General features: G+C 61.4%; 13 protein-coding genes. 4 read left to right on the plus strand and 9 right to left on the minus strand.

Annotated elements, in window-relative coordinates:
• Nucleotides 1-82: 82 nt before the first annotated feature.
• Nucleotides 83-3,580 (plus strand): DNA polymerase III subunit alpha, encoded by a 3,498-nt coding sequence (dnaE, locus tag QWJ46_RS20805; RefSeq protein WP_302753439.1) that lies wholly within the window; start codon nucleotides 83-85, stop codon nucleotides 3,578-3,580.
• 77 nt (nucleotides 3,581-3,657) lie between these two features.
• Here the strand turns inward: dnaE and QWJ46_RS20810 are convergent, their stop codons facing one another.
• Together QWJ46_RS20810 and QWJ46_RS20815 are read right to left on the minus strand one after the other, a co-directional pair.
• The gene (locus QWJ46_RS20810; protein ID WP_302753440.1) at nucleotides 3,658-4,914 is read right to left on the minus strand and encodes a L,D-transpeptidase family protein; all 1,257 of its coding nucleotides are present in this window, start codon (nucleotides 4,912-4,914) and stop codon (nucleotides 3,658-3,660) included.
• Nucleotides 4,915-5,145: 231 nt separating this feature from the next.
• On the minus strand, nucleotides 5,146-6,438 hold the full coding sequence (locus tag QWJ46_RS20815) for a DNA polymerase IV (protein ID WP_302753442.1): 1,293 nt from the start codon (nucleotides 6,436-6,438) through the stop codon (nucleotides 5,146-5,148).
• A 76-nt stretch (nucleotides 6,439-6,514) separates the two neighbouring features.
• On the opposite strand from QWJ46_RS20815, the gene QWJ46_RS20820 reads away from it, so the two are divergent.
• On the plus strand, nucleotides 6,515-7,102 hold the full coding sequence (locus tag QWJ46_RS20820; RefSeq protein WP_302753444.1) for a GNAT family N-acetyltransferase: 588 nt from the start codon (nucleotides 6,515-6,517) through the stop codon (nucleotides 7,100-7,102).
• On the opposite strand, the gene QWJ46_RS20825 is transcribed toward QWJ46_RS20820, so the two are convergent.
• Together QWJ46_RS20825 and QWJ46_RS20830 are read right to left on the minus strand one after the other, a co-directional pair.
• Entirely contained in the window at nucleotides 7,077-7,751 is a 675-nt protein-coding gene (locus tag QWJ46_RS20825) for a hypothetical protein (protein ID WP_302753658.1), read from the minus strand. The two genes, QWJ46_RS20820 and QWJ46_RS20825, sit on opposite strands and share 26 nt — an antisense overlap.
• Nucleotides 7,748-8,056 (minus strand): DUF3572 domain-containing protein, encoded by a 309-nt coding sequence (locus QWJ46_RS20830; RefSeq protein ID WP_302753445.1) that lies wholly within the window; start codon nucleotides 8,054-8,056, stop codon nucleotides 7,748-7,750. The genes QWJ46_RS20825 and QWJ46_RS20830 overlap by 4 nt, the downstream gene beginning before the upstream one ends.
• A gap of 133 nt (nucleotides 8,057-8,189) precedes the next feature.
• Here QWJ46_RS20830 and QWJ46_RS20835 point away from each other — a divergent pair, with 133 nt between their 5' ends.
• Together QWJ46_RS20835 and QWJ46_RS20840 are read left to right on the plus strand one after the other, a co-directional pair.
• Nucleotides 8,190-8,561 (plus strand): response regulator, encoded by a 372-nt coding sequence (locus QWJ46_RS20835; protein ID WP_003547430.1) that lies wholly within the window; start codon nucleotides 8,190-8,192, stop codon nucleotides 8,559-8,561.
• Between the two features lie 18 nt (nucleotides 8,562-8,579).
• Nucleotides 8,580-9,953 carry a PleD family two-component system response regulator gene (locus tag QWJ46_RS20840; RefSeq protein ID WP_302753476.1) on the plus strand — a complete coding sequence of 458 codons (1,374 nt, stop codon included), beginning with the start codon at nucleotides 8,580-8,582 and terminating at the stop codon, nucleotides 9,951-9,953.
• Between the two features lie 744 nt (nucleotides 9,954-10,697).
• Here the strand turns inward: QWJ46_RS20840 and rpmG are convergent.
• The 5 genes from rpmG to topA all read right to left on the minus strand — a co-directional run bounded on the left by rpmG (nucleotide 10,698) and on the right by topA (nucleotide 17,945).
• Nucleotides 10,698-10,865: a 50S ribosomal protein L33 gene (gene rpmG / locus QWJ46_RS20845; RefSeq protein ID WP_003587245.1), complete on the minus strand. Its 168-nt coding sequence runs from the start codon at nucleotides 10,863-10,865 to the stop codon at nucleotides 10,698-10,700.
• A gap of 92 nt (nucleotides 10,866-10,957) precedes the next feature.
• Nucleotides 10,958-12,142, minus strand: coding sequence for an MFS transporter (locus QWJ46_RS20850; protein WP_302753485.1), 1,185 nt, complete (start codon nucleotides 12,140-12,142; stop codon nucleotides 10,958-10,960).
• A gap of 250 nt (nucleotides 12,143-12,392) precedes the next feature.
• Nucleotides 12,393-12,845 carry a DUF983 domain-containing protein gene (locus QWJ46_RS20855; protein ID WP_302753487.1) on the minus strand — a complete coding sequence of 151 codons (453 nt, stop codon included), beginning with the start codon at nucleotides 12,843-12,845 and terminating at the stop codon, nucleotides 12,393-12,395.
• Between the two features lie 71 nt (nucleotides 12,846-12,916).
• Nucleotides 12,917-15,289 (minus strand): ribonuclease R, encoded by a 2,373-nt coding sequence (gene rnr / locus QWJ46_RS20860; protein WP_302753488.1) that lies wholly within the window; start codon nucleotides 15,287-15,289, stop codon nucleotides 12,917-12,919.
• A gap of 1 nt (nucleotide 15,290) precedes the next feature.
• On the minus strand, nucleotides 15,291-17,945 hold the full coding sequence (gene topA, locus QWJ46_RS20865) for a type I DNA topoisomerase (protein ID WP_302753489.1): 2,655 nt from the start codon (nucleotides 17,943-17,945) through the stop codon (nucleotides 15,291-15,293).
• Nucleotides 17,946-18,076: the final 131 nt, after the last annotated feature.

An 18,076-nucleotide genomic window follows, 5' to 3' on the forward strand; every position in this document is an offset into this window, starting at 1 on the left:
GCACGCGGGTCTTCGTCTGGACATCATCGCCCTCAATGCCGACAATGCATCCGATTCATTTCGGCTGACTGGAAGGCATATCATGGCGGAGACGGAAAAGGGTTCAATGGGTGAGGCGACCGGCGGCACGCCGGGCTTCATCCACCTGAGGGTCCACTCCGCCTATTCGCTTCTCGAGGGCGCGCTGCCTCTGAAGAAGATTCTCTACAAGGCGACCGGCGACAGTCAGCCGGCGATCGCCATTACCGACACCAACAATCTCTTCGTCGCCCTTGAATTCTCCCAGAAGGCAATGGACGAGGGCCTGCAGCCGATCATCGGCTGCCAGGTCTCGATCGACATGGAAGACGGATTGGAAAGCGAAAAGCGCGGCGGTCAGCAGGCCTTGATCAAGCTGCCGTCGATCGTCCTTCTCGCCGCGACGGAGGCCGGTTACGAAAGGCTGGTCGACCTCGTCAGCCGCGCCTATCTCGGCGGCGAAAGCAACCAGGCCATTCATATTAGAGCCTCCTGGCTGGAAGAGGCAGGCACGGAGGGGCTGATCGCCTTGACCGGCGCCCTGACCGGTCCGGCCGACGCGGCTGTCAGGGAAGGCCATTCCGCCCAGGCGGAAGCCCGGCTGCTCACGTTGAAGCGTCTCTTCGGCGACAGGCTCTATGTCGAGTTGCAGCGGCACGGCACCTACGACAAGCGGCATGAGCAGAAGATCGTCGGGCTTGCCTATGCCCACGATCTTCCGCTGGTCGCCACCAACGAAGCCTTCTTTCCGACCCGCGACGATTACGACGCCCATGACGCGCTGATGGCGGTCGCCCACAACGCCATCGTCTCCGACGACAGCCGTTTTCGCCTGACGCCGGATCACTACCTGAAGAGCCGGGCCGAGATGGCCAAGCTCTTTGCCGACCTGCCGGAAGCGCTTGAGAACACGATCGAGATCGCCAGGCGCTGCTCCTTCGTGCTGAAAACGCGAAAGCCGATTCTGCCGCGTTTCACGGGCGCCACCGACGAGGCCGAGGAGGCCGAACGCGCCGAGGCGGGCGAATTGCGCCGTCAGGCTGTGGAAGGGCTGGACATGCGGCTTTCGACACTCGGCATGTCGCCCGGTTATGAGGAAAAGGATTATCGCGAGCGGCTGGAGTTCGAGCTCGGCGTCATCGAGCGCATGCGCTTCCCGGGTTACTTCCTGATCGTTTCCGACTTCATCAAATGGGCCAAGCAGCACGACATCCCGGTCGGTCCCGGTCGTGGCTCGGGCGCCGGTTCGCTGGTCGCCTATGCCTTGACGATCACCGATGTCGACCCGCTGCGCTTCTCGCTGCTGTTCGAGCGCTTCCTCAATCCGGAACGCGTCTCGATGCCTGACTTCGACATCGACTTCTGCCAGGACCGCCGCGAAGAGGTGATCCGCTACGTCCAGGCCAAGTACGGCCGCGAGCAGGTGGCGCAGATCATCACCTTCGGTTCGCTGCAGGCGCGCGCCGCACTTCGCGACGTCGGACGCGTGCTGGAAATGCCTTACGGCCAGGTCGACAAGATCTGCAAACTCGTGCCGAACAATCCGGCCAATCCGACGCCGCTCTCCAAGGCGATCGAAGAGGAGCCGAAGCTGCAGGAGGAGGCGGCGAAGGAACCGGTGGTCGCGCGGCTGCTCGACATCGCCCAGAAGATCGAAGGGCTTTATCGCCACGCCTCGACGCATGCCGCCGGCATCGTCATCGGTGACCGGCCGCTGTCCAAGCTGGTGCCGATGTATCGCGATCCGCGCTCCGACATGCCCGTCACCCAGTTCAACATGAAGTGGGTGGAGCAGGCCGGCCTCGTCAAGTTCGACTTCCTCGGTCTGAAGACGCTGACGGTGCTGAAGGTCGCCGTCGATTTCGTCGCCAAGCGCGGCATCAAAGTCGATCTTGCGGCCATTCCTCTCGACGACAAACTCACCTACGAGATGCTGTCGCGCGGCGAGACGGTCGGCGTGTTCCAGGTGGAAAGTGCGGGCATGCGCAAGGCGCTGATCGGCATGAAGCCGGACTGCATCGAGGACATCATCGCGCTGGTGGCACTTTACCGCCCCGGCCCGATGGAGAACATCCCGACTTACAATGCCCGCAAGCACGGCGACGAAGAGCTGGAATCGATCCATCCGATGATCGACCACCTGCTCAAGGAAACGCAGGGCGTCATCGTCTACCAGGAACAGGTGATGCAGATCGCCCAGGTCCTGTCGGGCTATTCGCTTGGCGAAGCCGACCTTCTGCGCCGCGCCATGGGTAAGAAGATCAAGGCGGAGATGGACCAGCAGCGCGAACGCTTCGTCGTCGGCGCCGTCAAGAACGGCGTATCGAAGCCGCAAGCCGACAACATCTTCGAACTCTTGGCGAAGTTCGCAAACTACGGCTTCAACAAGTCGCACGCCGCCGCCTACGCCATCGTCTCCTACCAGACGGCCTACATGAAGGCGCATTATCCGGTCGAATTCCTCGCCGCCTCGATGACGCTCGACATGTCCAATACGGAAAAGATCAATGATTTCCGTCAGGACGCCAAGCGGCTCGGCATCGAGGTGATTGCGCCTTCGGTGCAGACCTCCTTCCGCCATTTCGAGACCGGTGATAACCGTATCTATTATGCGCTGGCCGCCCTCAAAGGCGTCGGCGAATCTGCTGTCGACCACATCGTCGATGTGCGTGGCGACAAGCCTTTTGCCAGCATCGAGGATTTCTGTCTGCGCATCGATCCGCGCCAGGTGAACCGCCGCGTCCTCGAAAGCCTGATCTATGCCGGCGCCTTCGATTGTTTCGGCACGGACCGCGCCCAGCTGGCCGCCGGCCTTGACCGCATCCTCGGCTATGCCCAGCGCGCTCAGGAAAACAAGCTGAGCGGCCAATCGGACATTTTCGGCAGCGCATTAAACTCAGGCCCGGAGAAGATCTCCTTGCCGCCCTATTCACCCTGGCTGGCTTCTGAGCGGCTGCTTAAGGAATTCCAGGTGCTGGGCTTCTATCTCACAGCCCACCCGCTCGATTCCTACAACAACATCCTGCAGAAGATGCGTGTGCAGACCTTTGCCGAGTTTTCTCAGGCGATCAAGCAGGGGGCTGCCAATGCGCGCCTTGCCGGAACCGTCATCTCCAAGCAGGAGCGCAAGACCCGCACCGGCAACAAGATGGGCATCATTGTCTTTTCCGATTCCTCGGGCCAGTTCGAGGCGGTGCTGTTTTCTGAGATGCTGAACCAGTATCGCGACGTGCTCGAGTCCGGGAAATCCTTCCTGCTGACCGCGACCGGTGAGGAGCGACCGGAGGGTATCGGCCTTCGCATCCAGACGATCCAATCGCTGGAGGAAAAGTCGCTGCAGATGCAGAAGGCGCTGCGCGTCTATGTCAGAGATTCCGGGCCACTGAAAATGGTTGCCGGCCATCTGAACGCCAAGGGCGACGGTCTGGTTTCCTTCATTGTCATCAAGGAAGAGGGCAAACGCGAGGTGGAAGTGGCGCTGCCGGAGAAATACCGCATCACGCCGGAGATTGCTGCCGCCCTTCGCGCCGCCCCCGGCGTCGTCGACGTCGAGCTTGTCTGATCAACCCGGTTGATCCTGATCAACCCGATTGATCCTGATCAACCCAGTTGATCGTGATCAACCCCGGGTGACAGTCATCACCCCCGGGTGATCGTGATGAAATCCGTGCCTTCGCCGGTTTCGCGGCCAAGGCCGGTATCGGAGATCGTCAACGTCGAGCCGGGCGCGATCAGCGCGTCGATCCTGCGGCGTGTTTCGTCGGGAATCGTGATGCGGCTGAGCGAACGGGCGATCGGCCTGCCTGTGACGATCGAGCTTTCCTGATTGGTGATCCCGAGCCGCTTCATCGTCTCGCGGGAGAGATTGTTCTCGAGCGTGATGCCTAGCCAATCCGCCGTGCCGGCCTGTTCATCGACGGCATGCAGCGTAAAGAAATGCGTGCCGAGCGCCAGTCCCGGATCGGCGATCGTTACCGGCGCTTCGAAGATTGGCTTGAAGGCCTGCCGCACCATAATGACGCCGTTCGGCGGCTCGCCCTTGCCGGTTGCGGCATAGACGGATTTGAGCAATGCGTCGGAGACCAGGCTGCTGTCGCCGGCAAATTCCGCCGGCCGCAGCATCTTGAACGCCTTGATCGCCTGCACGGTCGACGGACCGAGCAGGCCGTCCGGATCGCCGGCGGAAAAGCCGAGCTGATTGAGTAGCGTCTGGATGTCGATCACCGTCTCGCGCAGCGTGCGTCGCGTGACCAGCATGCTGATCGGCTCGGATGGCGGCCGGATCTCCGGCGCGGTAACCGGCGACACCGCCGGCATCGGCATCGCGGCGCTGTCGTTCATGGCCACCTGCACCGGTGTCCCGGGACTGACGGCTATGGACGGCCGCAGCTCGACATCCGAAAGCAGCGGCATCGCTGCCGGCACCTCAGGATGGAAAAGCGTCGGATGGTCGATCGGCTGCGGCACCAATTTGTCGTCGCTGATGATGACGGGAATGCCGGGCTCGGTCATGCCGTAGAGCATTTTTGCGAAGGCGCCGGGCATGCGTACGCACCCGTGCGAGGCCGGATAACGCGGCACGGAATTGGACTCGTGCAGTGCGATGCCGGACCATGTCAGCCGTTGCATGAATGGCATCGGGGCGGCCGAATAGAGGTTGGATTCGTGGTATTTCTGCTTTTCGAGCACCGAGAAGATGCCGCTCGGCGTCGTATGCCCGTCCTTGCCTGTCGAGACCTTCGAGGTCGCGACGACCTCGGTGCCGTCATAAACCACAAGCGACTGCTTGTTCTTTGAGACGAAGATCTGCAGCGTGCGTGCATCCGCGGCAAGAGCAGGGTGTACGAGGGCGGTGGCCGACAGCAAGCTGAGGCCGAAGACGAGACGCGAGAACATGATACCCAACCATGCGCAATACTGGTTCGGCACATTACGGGACGAAGCTTAAGGAAGATTTTAAAACCAGGACTCGTCGGCTCGCCCGGAGCGGTGCAGCGCTTCCGCGATAACGACACGCATAAGATAAAAGGCAAGCATGTCGCATGAATCAAAGTTTTAGCTGTCTATCTTAAGGCATTGTTTTTCATATGCTTTTCGAAAGCCACGGTACGCTTTACGCGAGATGTTCTAGTGATCGCGCTTGCCGCTGCCGAAGGTGTACCCGGTCTCGACCGTGTTCTCGCCGAACTTGTCGCGCAGCTTGTCCATCGCCGCTTCGGCCGCCGCCCGCCGACCTGACTGCCGGTCGATCAGATCGGGCGGATCGGCGCGGGTGGCATCGCCGAGATCGGTGACGCCGATGCCGATCAGGCGGAATTTCGTCCCGTCCGTTTCCTTTTCGAGAAGCTCGAGCCCGATGCGGAAGATCCTGTCGGCAAGCTGGGTCGGGTCCTCGAGCTTGCGGTTGCGGGTGCGCGTCTTGAAGTCGGCGCTCTTCATTTTCAGCACAACGGTCTGCCCGGCGATATCGTTTTTCTTCAGCCGCCAGGAAACCTTTTCGGAAAGGTTGCGCAGGATCGGCACCAGATCGTCGTGGCGCGAGATGTCGTCGAAGAAGGTCGTTTCGGCCGAAACGCTCTTGGCGGCGTCGTTGAGATGCACCTCGCGGTCGTCGATGCCGCGCGACAGCCTGGCGAGCCGCTGGCCGATGCTGCCGTAGCGGCGCATCAGGTCGTTCTCCTCCATTTGCTGCAGCTGGCCGATGGTGCGGATGCCGTCCGCCTCCAGCGTCGCGGCAAAGGCCTTGCCGACGCCCCAGATGGTGGTGACGGGACGCGGCGCCAGGAATTCCACTGCTTCTTCGCGGCCGATGACGGAAAAGCCGCGCGGCTTCTGCAGGTCGGAAGCGACCTTGGCGAGGAATTTGCAATAGGAAAGCCCAACCGAAACGGTAATGCCGATTTCCTTTTCGATGCGGCGGGCGAATTTGGCGAGCGTACGCGCCGGCGGATCGTGATGCAGCCTCTCCGTGCCGCCCAGTTCCAGGAAGGCTTCGTCGATCGACAGCGGCTGCACCAGCGGCGTCAGATCCTGCATCAACGCGCGCACCTGGCGCCCAACCCGGACATATTTCTCCATGTCCGGGCGTATGACGATGGCCTGAGGGCATGCCTCCAGCGCCTTGAACATCGGCATCGCCGAACGCACGCCGTGGATGCGCGCGATATAGCAGGCAGTAGAGACGACACCACGTTTGCCGCCGCCGATGATAACGGGCTTATCGGCAAGTTCGGGATTGTCACGCTTCTCGACCGCCGCGTAGAAGGCGTCGCAATCGATATGCGCAAGTGTCAGTCGATAGAGTTCGCGATGGCGCACCAGGCGCGGGCTGCCGCAGGATAGGCAACGGCGCGCCTCGCCCTTCTGCTCGGCAAGGCAGTCGCGACAGAAGCCGGGTGTCTTGTCAGGCGCGGGCGTCATGGTGAGAACAAAGGTTGAACGGCGCGACACTACGCCTTAAGCTTATGAGTCACAAGAGAGGACGGGAGCTTTGCCTTTGGATAAAGATCTTCGTTTCGAGCCCGTGACGGCAGACCGGTGGGGCGACTTCGAGACCCTGTTCGGCCCGCAGGGGGCTTTTTATAATTGCTGGTGTGTCGCACTGCGCTTGCCGCATGCGGTGAGGACGACGATGATGGCCGACGAGCGCAAGGCGCATATGCGCGAACGGATCGGGGCGGGGCCGCCGCCGGGGATTCTCTGTTATGCCGATGGCGGACCGGTCGCCTGGGTGCAGGTCGGGCCGCGCCACGACGTGCCGCAGTTCAATTCACCACGCACCGTCTCGCGGCCGCTGGAGGAGGAGGATGCGCGTGATCCCTCTATCTGGGCTGTCAGCTGCTTCTTCCTGCTGCCGAAACTGCGCGGCAGGGGACTAAGCCATCGCCTGCTCGCCGGCGCGATCGACCATGCCCGGCGCCAGGGCGCGCGGCTGCTCGAAGCCTGTCCGATCGATCATGTGAAGCAGTCGAAATCGGTGACGCTCTGCATCGGCTCGACGGCGATCTTTGACGCAGCCGGTTTCGAGACGATTGCCAGACGCAAGGACGGCCGACCGCTCATGCGGCTGGAACTGCGCGGTTGACTGTGCCGGAAAGGAAACGGGCCTCGATCAGATCGGCCGCATGCGCCCAATCGGTGGCGCGGGTGATGTCGTCGGCTGCCGCAGGCGCGAAACGATGGACGGGCGAGTCCGGCATCAGGTGAATGAGCAGGCAATCGGCCATGTGTTCCCTGACCGAATGCAGATTGTGCGCCATATCATCTATGAAGGCGACAGGAAAGGAGCGGCTGGCATGCAGTGCATGGACGATCGGCCCCTTGGGTTGCTCGCTGGAAAGCAGCGGAAAGAGCAGGCCGGCGCTGTCCAGCAGGCGGCGGCGCTGATCCTGGAACCGTGGCGGCATCGCCGTCAGGAAAAGAATATCGGCGTCCCGCGAAAGCCGGCCGAGCGTTTCGACGACGCGGTCGACCGGCGTCTGCCACAATTCCTGCGCTTCGAAAAAATCTTCGATCAGCCGGCTGACCTTTCGGCCCTCGATCTCCGTGCCGTCCGCTTTCGAGACGATGTTGCCGTGAAGCCGGAACGATCGCGGCAGGAACTCGTGACCCCGGCTTTGAAGAAAAAGCTGGAAAGGATCGATGAACCGCAGCACGACATCGTCTACGTCGCAGACGATCAGCGGGCGCTCTCCGAGGCGGATGTGCGAAATGTCCAGCTCGGTCACGCTCAGTATTCTCCCGAATCGAGCCCCGTCGAGGAGAAATGCCGCCAGGCGGCGGTTACCGTCTCCGGGCTGAGGCCGCTCGCCGTGCAGAAAGCCATCGCCGTCGGTTCATGGTTCATCAGGAAATCCATCATGCCTGAGAGGAACCCTGGATCGTTGACCGCATTGCGCACCTGCTCGGGCGCCACGCCGGTGAGTGCGAGGAAGCGGCCAAACATGTCGGGATCGGCGGCGAGCCAGCCGAGAACGGTGATTGCCGTCTCGTGCGGGTCGGCCGCCTGTTGTTTCGAAGTCTTGAAGTTGCTTTGCATTTCGAAGGGTAAGTTACCTTTTCTTCAACCAAATACCGGTAGCGTGCGCTATCGGTTTTACGGAGCTATTCATCCGCATGTGCCTTTCTCCTGGGACGAACCGCTGCGCGAACGGACGTAGGGACAGCTTGTCATGCCCAAACAGGTGATGATTGTAGAAGATAACGAGCTCAACATGAAGCTCTTTCGCGACCTCATCGAGGCGTCCGGCTATACCACGATCCAGACGAGAAATGGCATGGAGGCGCTCGATCTGGCGCGCAAGCATCGTCCCGACCTCATCCTCATGGATATCCAGCTTCCCGAGGTCTCCGGCCTCGAAGTCACGAAATGGCTGAAGGAAGATGACGAGCTTCACGTGATTCCCGTCATCGCCGTCACGGCTTTCGCGATGAAGGGCGATGAGGAGCGGATCCGCCAGGGCGGCTGCGAAGCCTATGTTTCCAAACCGATCTCGGTTCCGAAATTCATCGAGACGATCAAGACCTATCTGGGCGATGCCTGACGCATCGGAAAGACGCTTATGACTGCGCGAATACTGGTGGTTGACGATATTCCGGCCAACGTGAAGCTGCTCGAAGCGCGGCTGCTCGCGGAGTATTTTGACGTGATGACCGCAGCTGATGGCCACGAGGCGCTGGCGATATGCGAGCGCAACCAGGTGGACCTGATCCTGCTCGACATCATGATGCCCGGTATCGACGGTTTCGAGGTCTGCGAGCGGCTGAAAGCCAGTCAGAAGACCGCCCATATTCCCGTCGTCATGGTCACCGCACTCGACCAGCCGGCCGATCGCGTACGCGGTCTGAAGGCCGGCGCCGACGATTTTCTTACCAAACCGGTCAACGATCTGCAGCTGATCTCGCGGGTGAAGAGCCTGCTGCGGCTGAAGACGTTGAGCGACGAGCTGCGCATCCGCGCCGACACCGCTCATACGATGGGCATGGGCGATCTTATGCGGGCAGGCGAGGGCCGTGGCGACGAGGCCGGCCAGGTGTTATTGGTCGATGGCCGCGCTAATTCGCAAGAGCGCATTGTCAGGGCGCTGAAGCCCCTCGCCGATGTGCTTGCCCTCTCCGATCCGCAGGCCGCCCTTTTCGAGGCGGCCGAGAACACCTTCGATCTCGTCATCGTCAATGCCAATTTCGACAATTACGATCCGCTTCGCCTCTGCTCGCAACTGCGTTCGCTGGAGCGCACACGTTTTCTGCCGATCCTGATCATCACCGAGCAGGGCGCCGACGACATGGTTGTCCGCGCGCTTGATCTCGGCGTCAACGACTACATCGTCCGTCCTGTCGATCCCAACGAGCTTGTCGCCCGCGGCCTGACGCAGATCCGTCGCAAGCGCTACAACGACCGTCTGCGCGCCAGCGTCAAGCAGACGATCGAGCTTGCCGTGACCGATCCGCTGACTGGCCTTTACAATAGACGTTACCTCGACAATCACCTGAACGTGCTTTTCAACCGGTCGATGGCGCGGGGGCGGCCGCTTTCGATGCTGATCACCGATATCGACCGTTTCAAGCAGGTGAACGACACCTACGGCCATGATGGCGGCGACGAAGTGCTGCGCGAATTCGCAAACCGCGTACGTTCGACCATCCGCGGCGCTGATCTCGCCTGCCGTTACGGCGGTGAGGAATTCGTCGTGGTAATGCCGGACACCTCGCCGGAAGTTGCCGCCGCTGTCGCCGAGCGCCTGCGCGCGGCAGTCGAAAGCGCTCCCTTCATGCTGAAGCGCTCATGTGAGGCCCTGAGCGTCACCGCGTCCTTCGGCATCGCCTCCCGCATCGGCGCGGTGCTGACCCCGGACCAGCTGATGAAGCAGGCCGATCTTGCTCTTTACGAGGCCAAGAATACCGGCCGTAATCGCGTGGTCGCAGCGGCTGCCTGACGAATCACTTCGGGCCATACGCGCCATTTGCGGGTTTTCCACTGCGGTAAGCGATTTATTACCGATTTTTAACCTTCGCCTGTGCGACGCAGGCCGAAATTTTTGCAGCCCGGTGGCCAAAATGGACTGCCGGCGTTGCTGTGTATATGGTGCGGCGCGACAGTCTCCGGAATGCCGGAGCCCAGCCCAAGATGAAATGACGACTATAAAAAACGCCCGCCGCCAACAGGGTCAAATAAAGTGAGGCGGCATCACCTCACGTAAGGGGAGGGGCTGCCTAAGTTATTAAGTTATATTATCGAACTTCTTCGAGACCGTCGTCATTAGGCTTTGCCGTCAAGCAGAGCCGTCAAATCCTTATATGTTCCAAAACTGGACTTTTAACCATAGACTCAAGCTCAGAAAATTCATCATTAAGAATTTGTTGATTTTCTTTCATTTCTGCGCAAATTATCGGCTCATAAAAGAAGCGCTCCCGCAGAGGAGCTGTCGATACCCCATGATGCTCAGGTCCGCCGCATCTCCTGGGTCGTGGGGTCGGTCGGCTAGTAGGCAAGTCATAACGGTTCCTCGTGCCGTTTTGCATGCTGGCCGACCCCCTTTCAAGAAAACGCCGCCACTTCCCGAAGATGGAAGGGCGGCGTTTGTCTGTTTGCGCTATCATTTTCCAAGGCCATCCTGCGGGCAATAAAAAACGCGCAACCCAGAGGCGCGCGCTTTTTTGAAATCCCTCAGGCCAAGTGATTACTTGATCTTGGTTTCCTTGAACTCGACATGCTTCTTCGCAATCGGGTCATACTTCGTCTTCGTCATCTTGTCCGTCATCGTACGGCTGTTCTTCGTCGTGACGTAGAAGAAACCGGTGTCGGCTGTCGACAGCAGCTTGATCTTGATTGTTGTAGCCTTGGCCATGGTCGTCCTGCCTTTAAGAAAATGAAAGCCGTGGAAGCCGGATGGGCTCCACGGCAAATTCTGGCGCGAAACTACGAATCCCGCCCGAAAAGTCAAGTCCGTTTTCGAACGAACATCAATCTGATGCCGGAAAGTAGGGCATAAAGACCGAAGAAGGCGGCAATCGCCCAGGCAAAACCATTGTTTCCGGCGACGTCGATTGCTGCGCCGATCACCTGTGGCCCAGCCACGGTTCCCATCGCATAACAGAAGACGAAGGCGGCATTGGCCGCAGCCAGATCGGAGCCCGTTAGCCGCGAACCGAGATGGCTGAGGCCGACTGTGTAGAGGCCGGAGACGCAGCCGCCCCAGAAGAGCAGCATCCCGGCCATCAGCAGCCAGTTGTTGACGAGGATCGGCAGCGTCAGCGAGCCGATAAAGCCCATCAGCGCCATTCCTGCCAGAAGCGGTCGCTTGTCGCGGATGCGGTCGGAGAGCAGGCCGAGGGGAATCTGGAAGATGACGTTGCCAACGCCCATCATGGTGAGCAGCAGCGCCGCCTGCGATTCGGTGAAATGGGCGCGCACGGCAAAAATCGGGAAAAGTGACAGCCCGCCGGCTTCGACCGCGCCGAAGATGAAGACGGCCGCCGTCGCCGTCGGCACCAGCAGGACGTAGCGCATGAAATGCAATTCCGGTTTTTCCTCGAGCACCGGGCTCTCGTCACGGGCGATGAAAATCGGAATGGCGGCAAGCAGGATGGCGCCCGCGCCGACCAGGAAGGGAAAGATGCCGTCGCTGCCGAGTATCGAAAAGAGCAGGGGGCCTGCGGCGAATCCGAGGGAAAGCACGGTCGCATAAATGCCGAGCACAAAGCCACGCTTGGATGGCGGCGAGGCGGCGTTGATCCAGAATTCGGAGAGGATGAACAGCGTCGTCGTTGCGCCATGGAAGGCGAAACGCAGCGGAAACCACATCCAGAAATCCTCGGCATAATAGAAACCGAGCGCACTCAGCGCCGAAATCAGCACGGCCCAGAGCATCGTCGGCGCAACGCCGTATTTGTGAGCGAGCTTGGTGGTAACGGGTGCGGCGGCCATCGCCGAGATCCCGGCCATCGCCGTGTTGAGCCCGATCAAAGTGGATGAGATGCCGCGCTTTTCGAGGATGATGCTGAGAAGCGGTAGTCCGAGACCGATTGCTATGCCGACGGCTGAAATGGACGAGATGGCTGCCACCAGAGAAGGCCAATGGATTTCTTCGACATCGCCCGGTGTGCCGGTTCTCGGCTGAGACATTTATCCATCCTTAGAAAGCTGCGCGAGCGAATCGACCTCTCGCCTCACATAGAAGGGACACAGATGTGCCAAATCCAGGTGACGGGCGGCGTTTCGCAGTATTTCCGATGTGATCTGCGGAATGTAAAGCCTGTTCAGACAAGAAAAGCTTACCGTGTCAAGTCGTTGAAGATCGTTGACTCCCGCGTGTCGGTGGTGGTCGGTGGAGCGCTGGCACTACACGCTAAATATGTCTGGAAGGTGAAGGCGCTCAATCCGGCCGGCGGGGAAGTTCGTAATCATCGGGACTATCGCTCTCGCCGCCGAAACCATGCATGCGCAACGCCCATTGCAGGCCGATGACGCCGCCCTTGATCGGCTGGATCGAGGCGAGCGCGGCGATGACCGTGATCGGCGCCCATATGGCAAGATGGACCCATACCGGCAACACGAAGGTCAGATCGGTCAGCATGTAGCCGCCGACGAGGACGTGGCCGAGGACCAGGATGACGATATAGGGCGGCAGGTCGTCGGAGCGATGGTGATGCATCGCCTCGCCGCAGGCGGCGCAATGATCGACCGGTTTCAGGAAGGCGCGGAAGAGCTTGCCGTTGCCGCAGGCCGGGCAGCGGTTCAACAGACCGCGCATGATGGAACGTCCGAGCGGGCGCTCGGCCTCGGGTCCATCGCCGTAGCGGACGACCGGATCGCTCGGTGTGTTCATTGCATCTTCCTCTTTCAGGCAAAAAGCATGAAGCGCCGCAATGGGACCACTGCTGCTTTCGGCACAGCGGCTTAGCGGCGTCCGCGCGGGGGACGCGTTCCCGGTTTCTTGCGGCCCTGGCCCCTGTCGCGGCGGCCGGCCTTATGGAAGGAACGCACCGCCGTCGGCATCTCGCGTCCTTCGCTCAGCATCTCGAAACGCAACGCCCCGGCAAGCGGGATTGCTTCCGCAAGCTTCACTGTGACGCTGTCGCCAAGACGATAGCCGAGGCCCGTCTTTTCACCCGACAGTGCCTGATGCGCCTCGTCATAGATGAAATAATCGGTGCCGAGCGTAGATATAGGGACGAAACCGTCGGCGCCATAGTCCGGCAAGGTAATAAAGAGCCCGGACTTCGTAACTCCGGAGACGCGGCCGGCAAACTCCTCGCCGACGCGGGTGCTCAAATGATGGGCGATCAGCCGGTCGATGGTCTCGCGTTCGGCCGCCATCGCCCGGCGCTCAAAGGTCGAAATCTCGGCGGCGATATCGTCGAGCGAGGCTTCTTCGTCGGGGGTGATGCCGCCTTCGCCGAAGCCGAGCGATCCGACCAGCGCGCGATGCACGATGAGATCGGCGTAGCGGCGGATCGGCGAGGTGAAGTGGGCGTACTTCATCAGGTTGAGACCGAAATGGCCGATATTCTCAGGGCTGTAGATCGCCTGACTCTGCGAACGCAATACCATCTCATTGACCATGGTCTGGTGCGCCGTGCCGTCCGCCTTGGCCAGGATGCCGTTGAAGCTGTTGGCGCGCATATTGCCGCCTTTGGCGAGCGAGATGCCGAGTGTCGCCAGGAATTCGCGCAGGATTTCCTGCTTGGCAAGCGTCGGGCCGTCATGGATGCGGTAGACCAGCGGCTGGCGCTTCTTTTCAAGGGTTTCGGCGGCGCAGACATTCGCCTGGATCATCATCTCTTCGATCAGCTTGTGCGCATCGAGCCGCGGCGGCACGAAGACCCGGTCGACTGTGCCGTCTGATTTCAGCAGGATCTTGCGCTCCGGCATGTCGAGTTCCAGCGGCTGGCGCCGGTCGCGTCCGCGCTTCATCACTCCATAGGCGTGCCAGAGCGGTTTCAGGATCGGCTCGAGCATCGGTCCGGTCTTATCGTCGGGATTTCCGTCGATTGCCGCCTGCGCCTGCTGATAGGAGAGCTTGGCGGCACTCTTCATCATGATGCGATGAAATGTATGGCCGATCTTGCGGCCTTCGCCCGAGAAGCTCATGCGCACGGTGAGCGCCGGGCGGTCAACGCCTTCCTTCAGCGAGCAGAGATCATTGGAGATGCGCTCGGGCAGCATCGGCACGACGCGATCGGGGAAATAGACGGAATTGCCGCGCTTCAGCGCTTCGCGGTCGAGCGGCGAATTGGGGCGGACATACCAGGAGACGTCGGCAATCGCGACGGTGACGATGACGCCGCCAGGATTGTCGGGCGAGGGGTCGAGCTCGGCGTAAACTGCGTCGTCATGGTCCTTGGCGTCGGCCGGATCGATGGTGATCAGCGGCACGTCGCGCCAATCTTCACGATGCGCCATCGTCGCTGGCTTTGCCGCTTCCGCCTCGGCGATCACGGCCGGCGGGAAGATATGCGGGATACCGTGCGCATGGATCGCGATCATCGAGATCGCCTTTTCCGAGCCGACCGAGCCGACAACCGAGAGAACCTTGGCGCTCGGCAGGCCGAAGCGGCCGAGGCGCGCGACTTCAATCTCCACCAGGTCGCCGTCTTTGGCGCCGCCGGTGAAGTCGGGGTCGATCACCATCTCTTCGCCGCGCCGTTCGATCGGCAACAGGCGGCCGCCACCGCCCGGCGCGCTGCGGAAAACGCCCATCGCCGCACCGCGGCGCCTGTCGATCACCTTGATGATACGCGCCGTATAAGCCGGGCCGCCGCGATCGACGGCCGGGAAGATCTTCGCCAGGATTCGGTCGCCGAGCCCGGCGACGGGCGCCTTGCCCTTACCTTGGCGGCCTGCGGGCGATTGCTGGCGGATGGCGACGGCAGGCGCCACCCCCTGCTCCTCCGGCCATTCTGCCGGCCGGCCGATCAGGTCGCCGTCCTTGTCGCGCGTCGTGATATCGAGAACGGTGACGGGCGGAAGAGCGCCGGGACGAATGAGCGACTTGCGGCTCTTTTGCAGCATGCCTTCCTGCTCGAGCTCCTGCAGCATATGCTTGAGCTCGACGCGGCTGTCGCCTTTCAGCCCGAACGCCTTGGCGAGTTCACGCTTGGAAGCCTTCTGCGGATGATCGGCGATGAAACGCAGGATCACATCGCGCGAGGGCAGCGTGCCATGGACGATGTTCAGCGGTTCGACGGCGGAAGCATCCCTGCCGGCGCGGCCGATCTTGCCCGGGCGCTTGCCCGCGAGGTTCGTTCTGTCGCGCGGTGTCCTGCTCACGTCAGCTCTTTTTCGATTTCGCGGGCGCCTTGGCCTTCGCTGCTTTCGGCTTGGCGGCCGTCTTGGTTGTCTTGGCTTCGGCGGCGGCCGCCTTCGGCTTGGCTTTCCCCCTGGCCGTTTTGCCGGCGGGAGCCTTGCCGGCCTTTTCCGTGATCAGCGCAAGCGCCTCCTCGGTGGTGATCGCTTGCGGATCCTTGCCCTTCGGCAGCGTGGCGTTGACCTTGCCCCAGTTGACATAGGGGCCGTATTTGCCGTCGCGAACAGTAATGGCGCCGCCGTCGGGATGATCGCCGAGGGTCTTCAGCGCCGCCGGCGTACCGCGCGCGCCCCGGCCCGGCGCCTTGTTGGCTTTTTCGGCAATCAGCGTCACGGCGCGGTTGAGGCCGACGGAGAAGACATCCTCAACGGTTTCCAGATTGGCATAGGAACCGTCATGCAGGAGGAACGGCCCATAGCGGCCGATGCCCGACGAGATCATCTTGCCCGTTTCGGGGTGTTTGCCGATATCGCGCGGCAGCGAGATCAGCGCCATCGCCTTTTCATAGTCGATATCCTCAGGCTTCCAGCCCTTCGGTAACGAGGCGCGTTTGGCCTCCTTGCCGTCGCCGCGTTGGATATAGGGACCGAAGCGGCCGGAACGGAGCGTCAGTTCCTCGCCTGTCGTCGGGTCGGTGCCGAGGCTCTTCGGTTCGTTGAGCGCGACACCCTCCGCTTCTCCGCCGTTTTCGGAGGAGAGCTGGCGGGTGTAGTTGCATTCCGGATAGTTCGAGCAGCCAACAAAGGCGCCGTATCTGCCAAGCTTCAGCGAAAGGTTGCCGGTGCCGCAGACCTGACAAATTCTGGGATCGCCGCCATCTTCGCGTTTCGGGAAGACGAGCGGCGCCAGCGCCTCGTTCAGCGAATCGAGCACGTTGGTGACGCGCAGTTCCTTCGTGTCTTCGATCTGCGCGAAGAAATCCTTCCAGAAATCGCGCAGCACCTGCTTCCAATTCAATTCGCCGGCGGAAATCCGGTCGAGCTTCTCCTCGAGGTCGGCGGTGAAATCATATTCGACATATTTGGTGAAGAAGCTTTCGAGGAAAGCCGTCACCAGCCGGCCCTTGGCCTGCGGGATGAGTTTACGCTTGTCGATCGTCACATAGTCGCGGTCGCGCAGCGTAGCCAGTGTGGCGGCATAGGTCGAGGGGCGGCCGATGCCGAGCTCTTCCATCTTCTTGATCAGCGAAGCTTCCGAATAGCGCGGCGGCGGCTCGGTGAAATGCTGGGTCGAATTGATCTTCTGCTTGGCGAGCGTCTCGCGCGCATTGATCTCCGGCAGGCGACCATCCTCGTCGCCGTCGTCGCTCTGCTCGCCGTCCTCCTTCTGGTCGGTATAGGCGGCGATGAAGCCGTCGAAGCGGATGACCGAACCGACGGCGCGCAGGCCGGCCTTCTCGCCCTTATTGTCGGCGGTGATTTCAGCTGTCGTGCGCTCGATCTCGGCCGACGCCATCTGGCTGGCGATGCCACGCTTCCAGATCAGCTCGTAGAGCCGGATCTGGTCGGCGTCGAGGAATTTGCGCACGCGGTCAGGAGAGCGGTAGAAATCGGTCGGGCGGATCGCCTCGTGCGCCTCCTGGGCGTTCTTCGCCTTGGTTGAGTAGAAGCGGGCCTTCTCAGGCAGGTAGCGTTCGCCGAACTGGTCGAGGATGGCACGCCGCGCTGCGTCGATTGCCTCCGGCGCCATCTGCACGCCGTCGGTTCGCATATAGGTGATGAGACCGACGGTCTCGCCGCCGATATCGACGCCCTCATAGAGCTTCTGGGCGATCTGCATCGTGCGGGAGGCGGAGAAGCCGAGATTGGAGGAGGCGGCCTGCTGCAGCGTCGAGGTGGTGAACGGCGGTCCCGGATTGCGCTTGACCGGTTTTGCCTCGACCGTATCGACGATATAGCTGGCGCCTTCGAGCAATGCCTTCAGCCGGCCCGCATCCTCGCCGTTGCCGATCGCCCGCGGCTGCAGCCGCTTGCCGTGCGCCGAAACCAGCCTTGCCTCGAACTCGTCGCCGCGCGGCGTCTTCAGCAACGCCGAGATATTCCAGTACTCTTCCGAAATGAAGCGCTCGATTTCGGATTCGCGATCGCAGACCAGACGAAGCGCGACCGACTGGACGCGGCCGGCCGAACGCGCGCCCGGCAGCTTGCGCCACAGCACCGGCGAAAGATTGAAGCCGACGAGATAGTCGAGCGCGCGGCGCGCGAGATAGGCGTCGACCAGCGGCACGTCGATATCGCGCGGATCGGCCATCGCATCGAGGACGGCCTTTTTGGTGATTGCGTTGAAGACGACGCGCTTGACGGACTTGCCGTTCAGCACCCGCTTCTTGTTCAGCATGTCGAGGACGTGCCAGGAAATCGCTTCTCCTTCGCGATCAGGGTCGGTCGCGAGAAACAGTCCGTCGGAGGACTTCACCGCGTCGGCGATGTCCTTCATCCGCTTGGCCGAAGCGCCGTCGACCTCCCAGAGCATTTCGAAATCCTGATCGGGAAGAACGGAGCCGTCCTTGGCAGGCAGATCGCGCACATGGCCGAAGGAGGCGAGCACTTTGTATCCCGAACCCAGATACTTGTTGATCGTCTTGGCCTTGGCAGGCGATTCCACCACTACAACATTCATGATGATTCTCTAAAAAAACAGCTGCGCCGGCGTGGAAGCCAGCGCAACACGCAGCGCAACATTGGATACCGGCCCTCCGACATGGACAGGGAAATCGCTGCGGTCAAGGGGTTTGCAACAATTTTACCTCT

Origin of the sequence: Rhizobium sp. CBN3, assembly GCF_030518245.1 — a bacterium.
Taxonomy (GTDB): Bacteria; Pseudomonadota; Alphaproteobacteria; order Rhizobiales; family Rhizobiaceae; genus Rhizobium; species Rhizobium aethiopicum_A.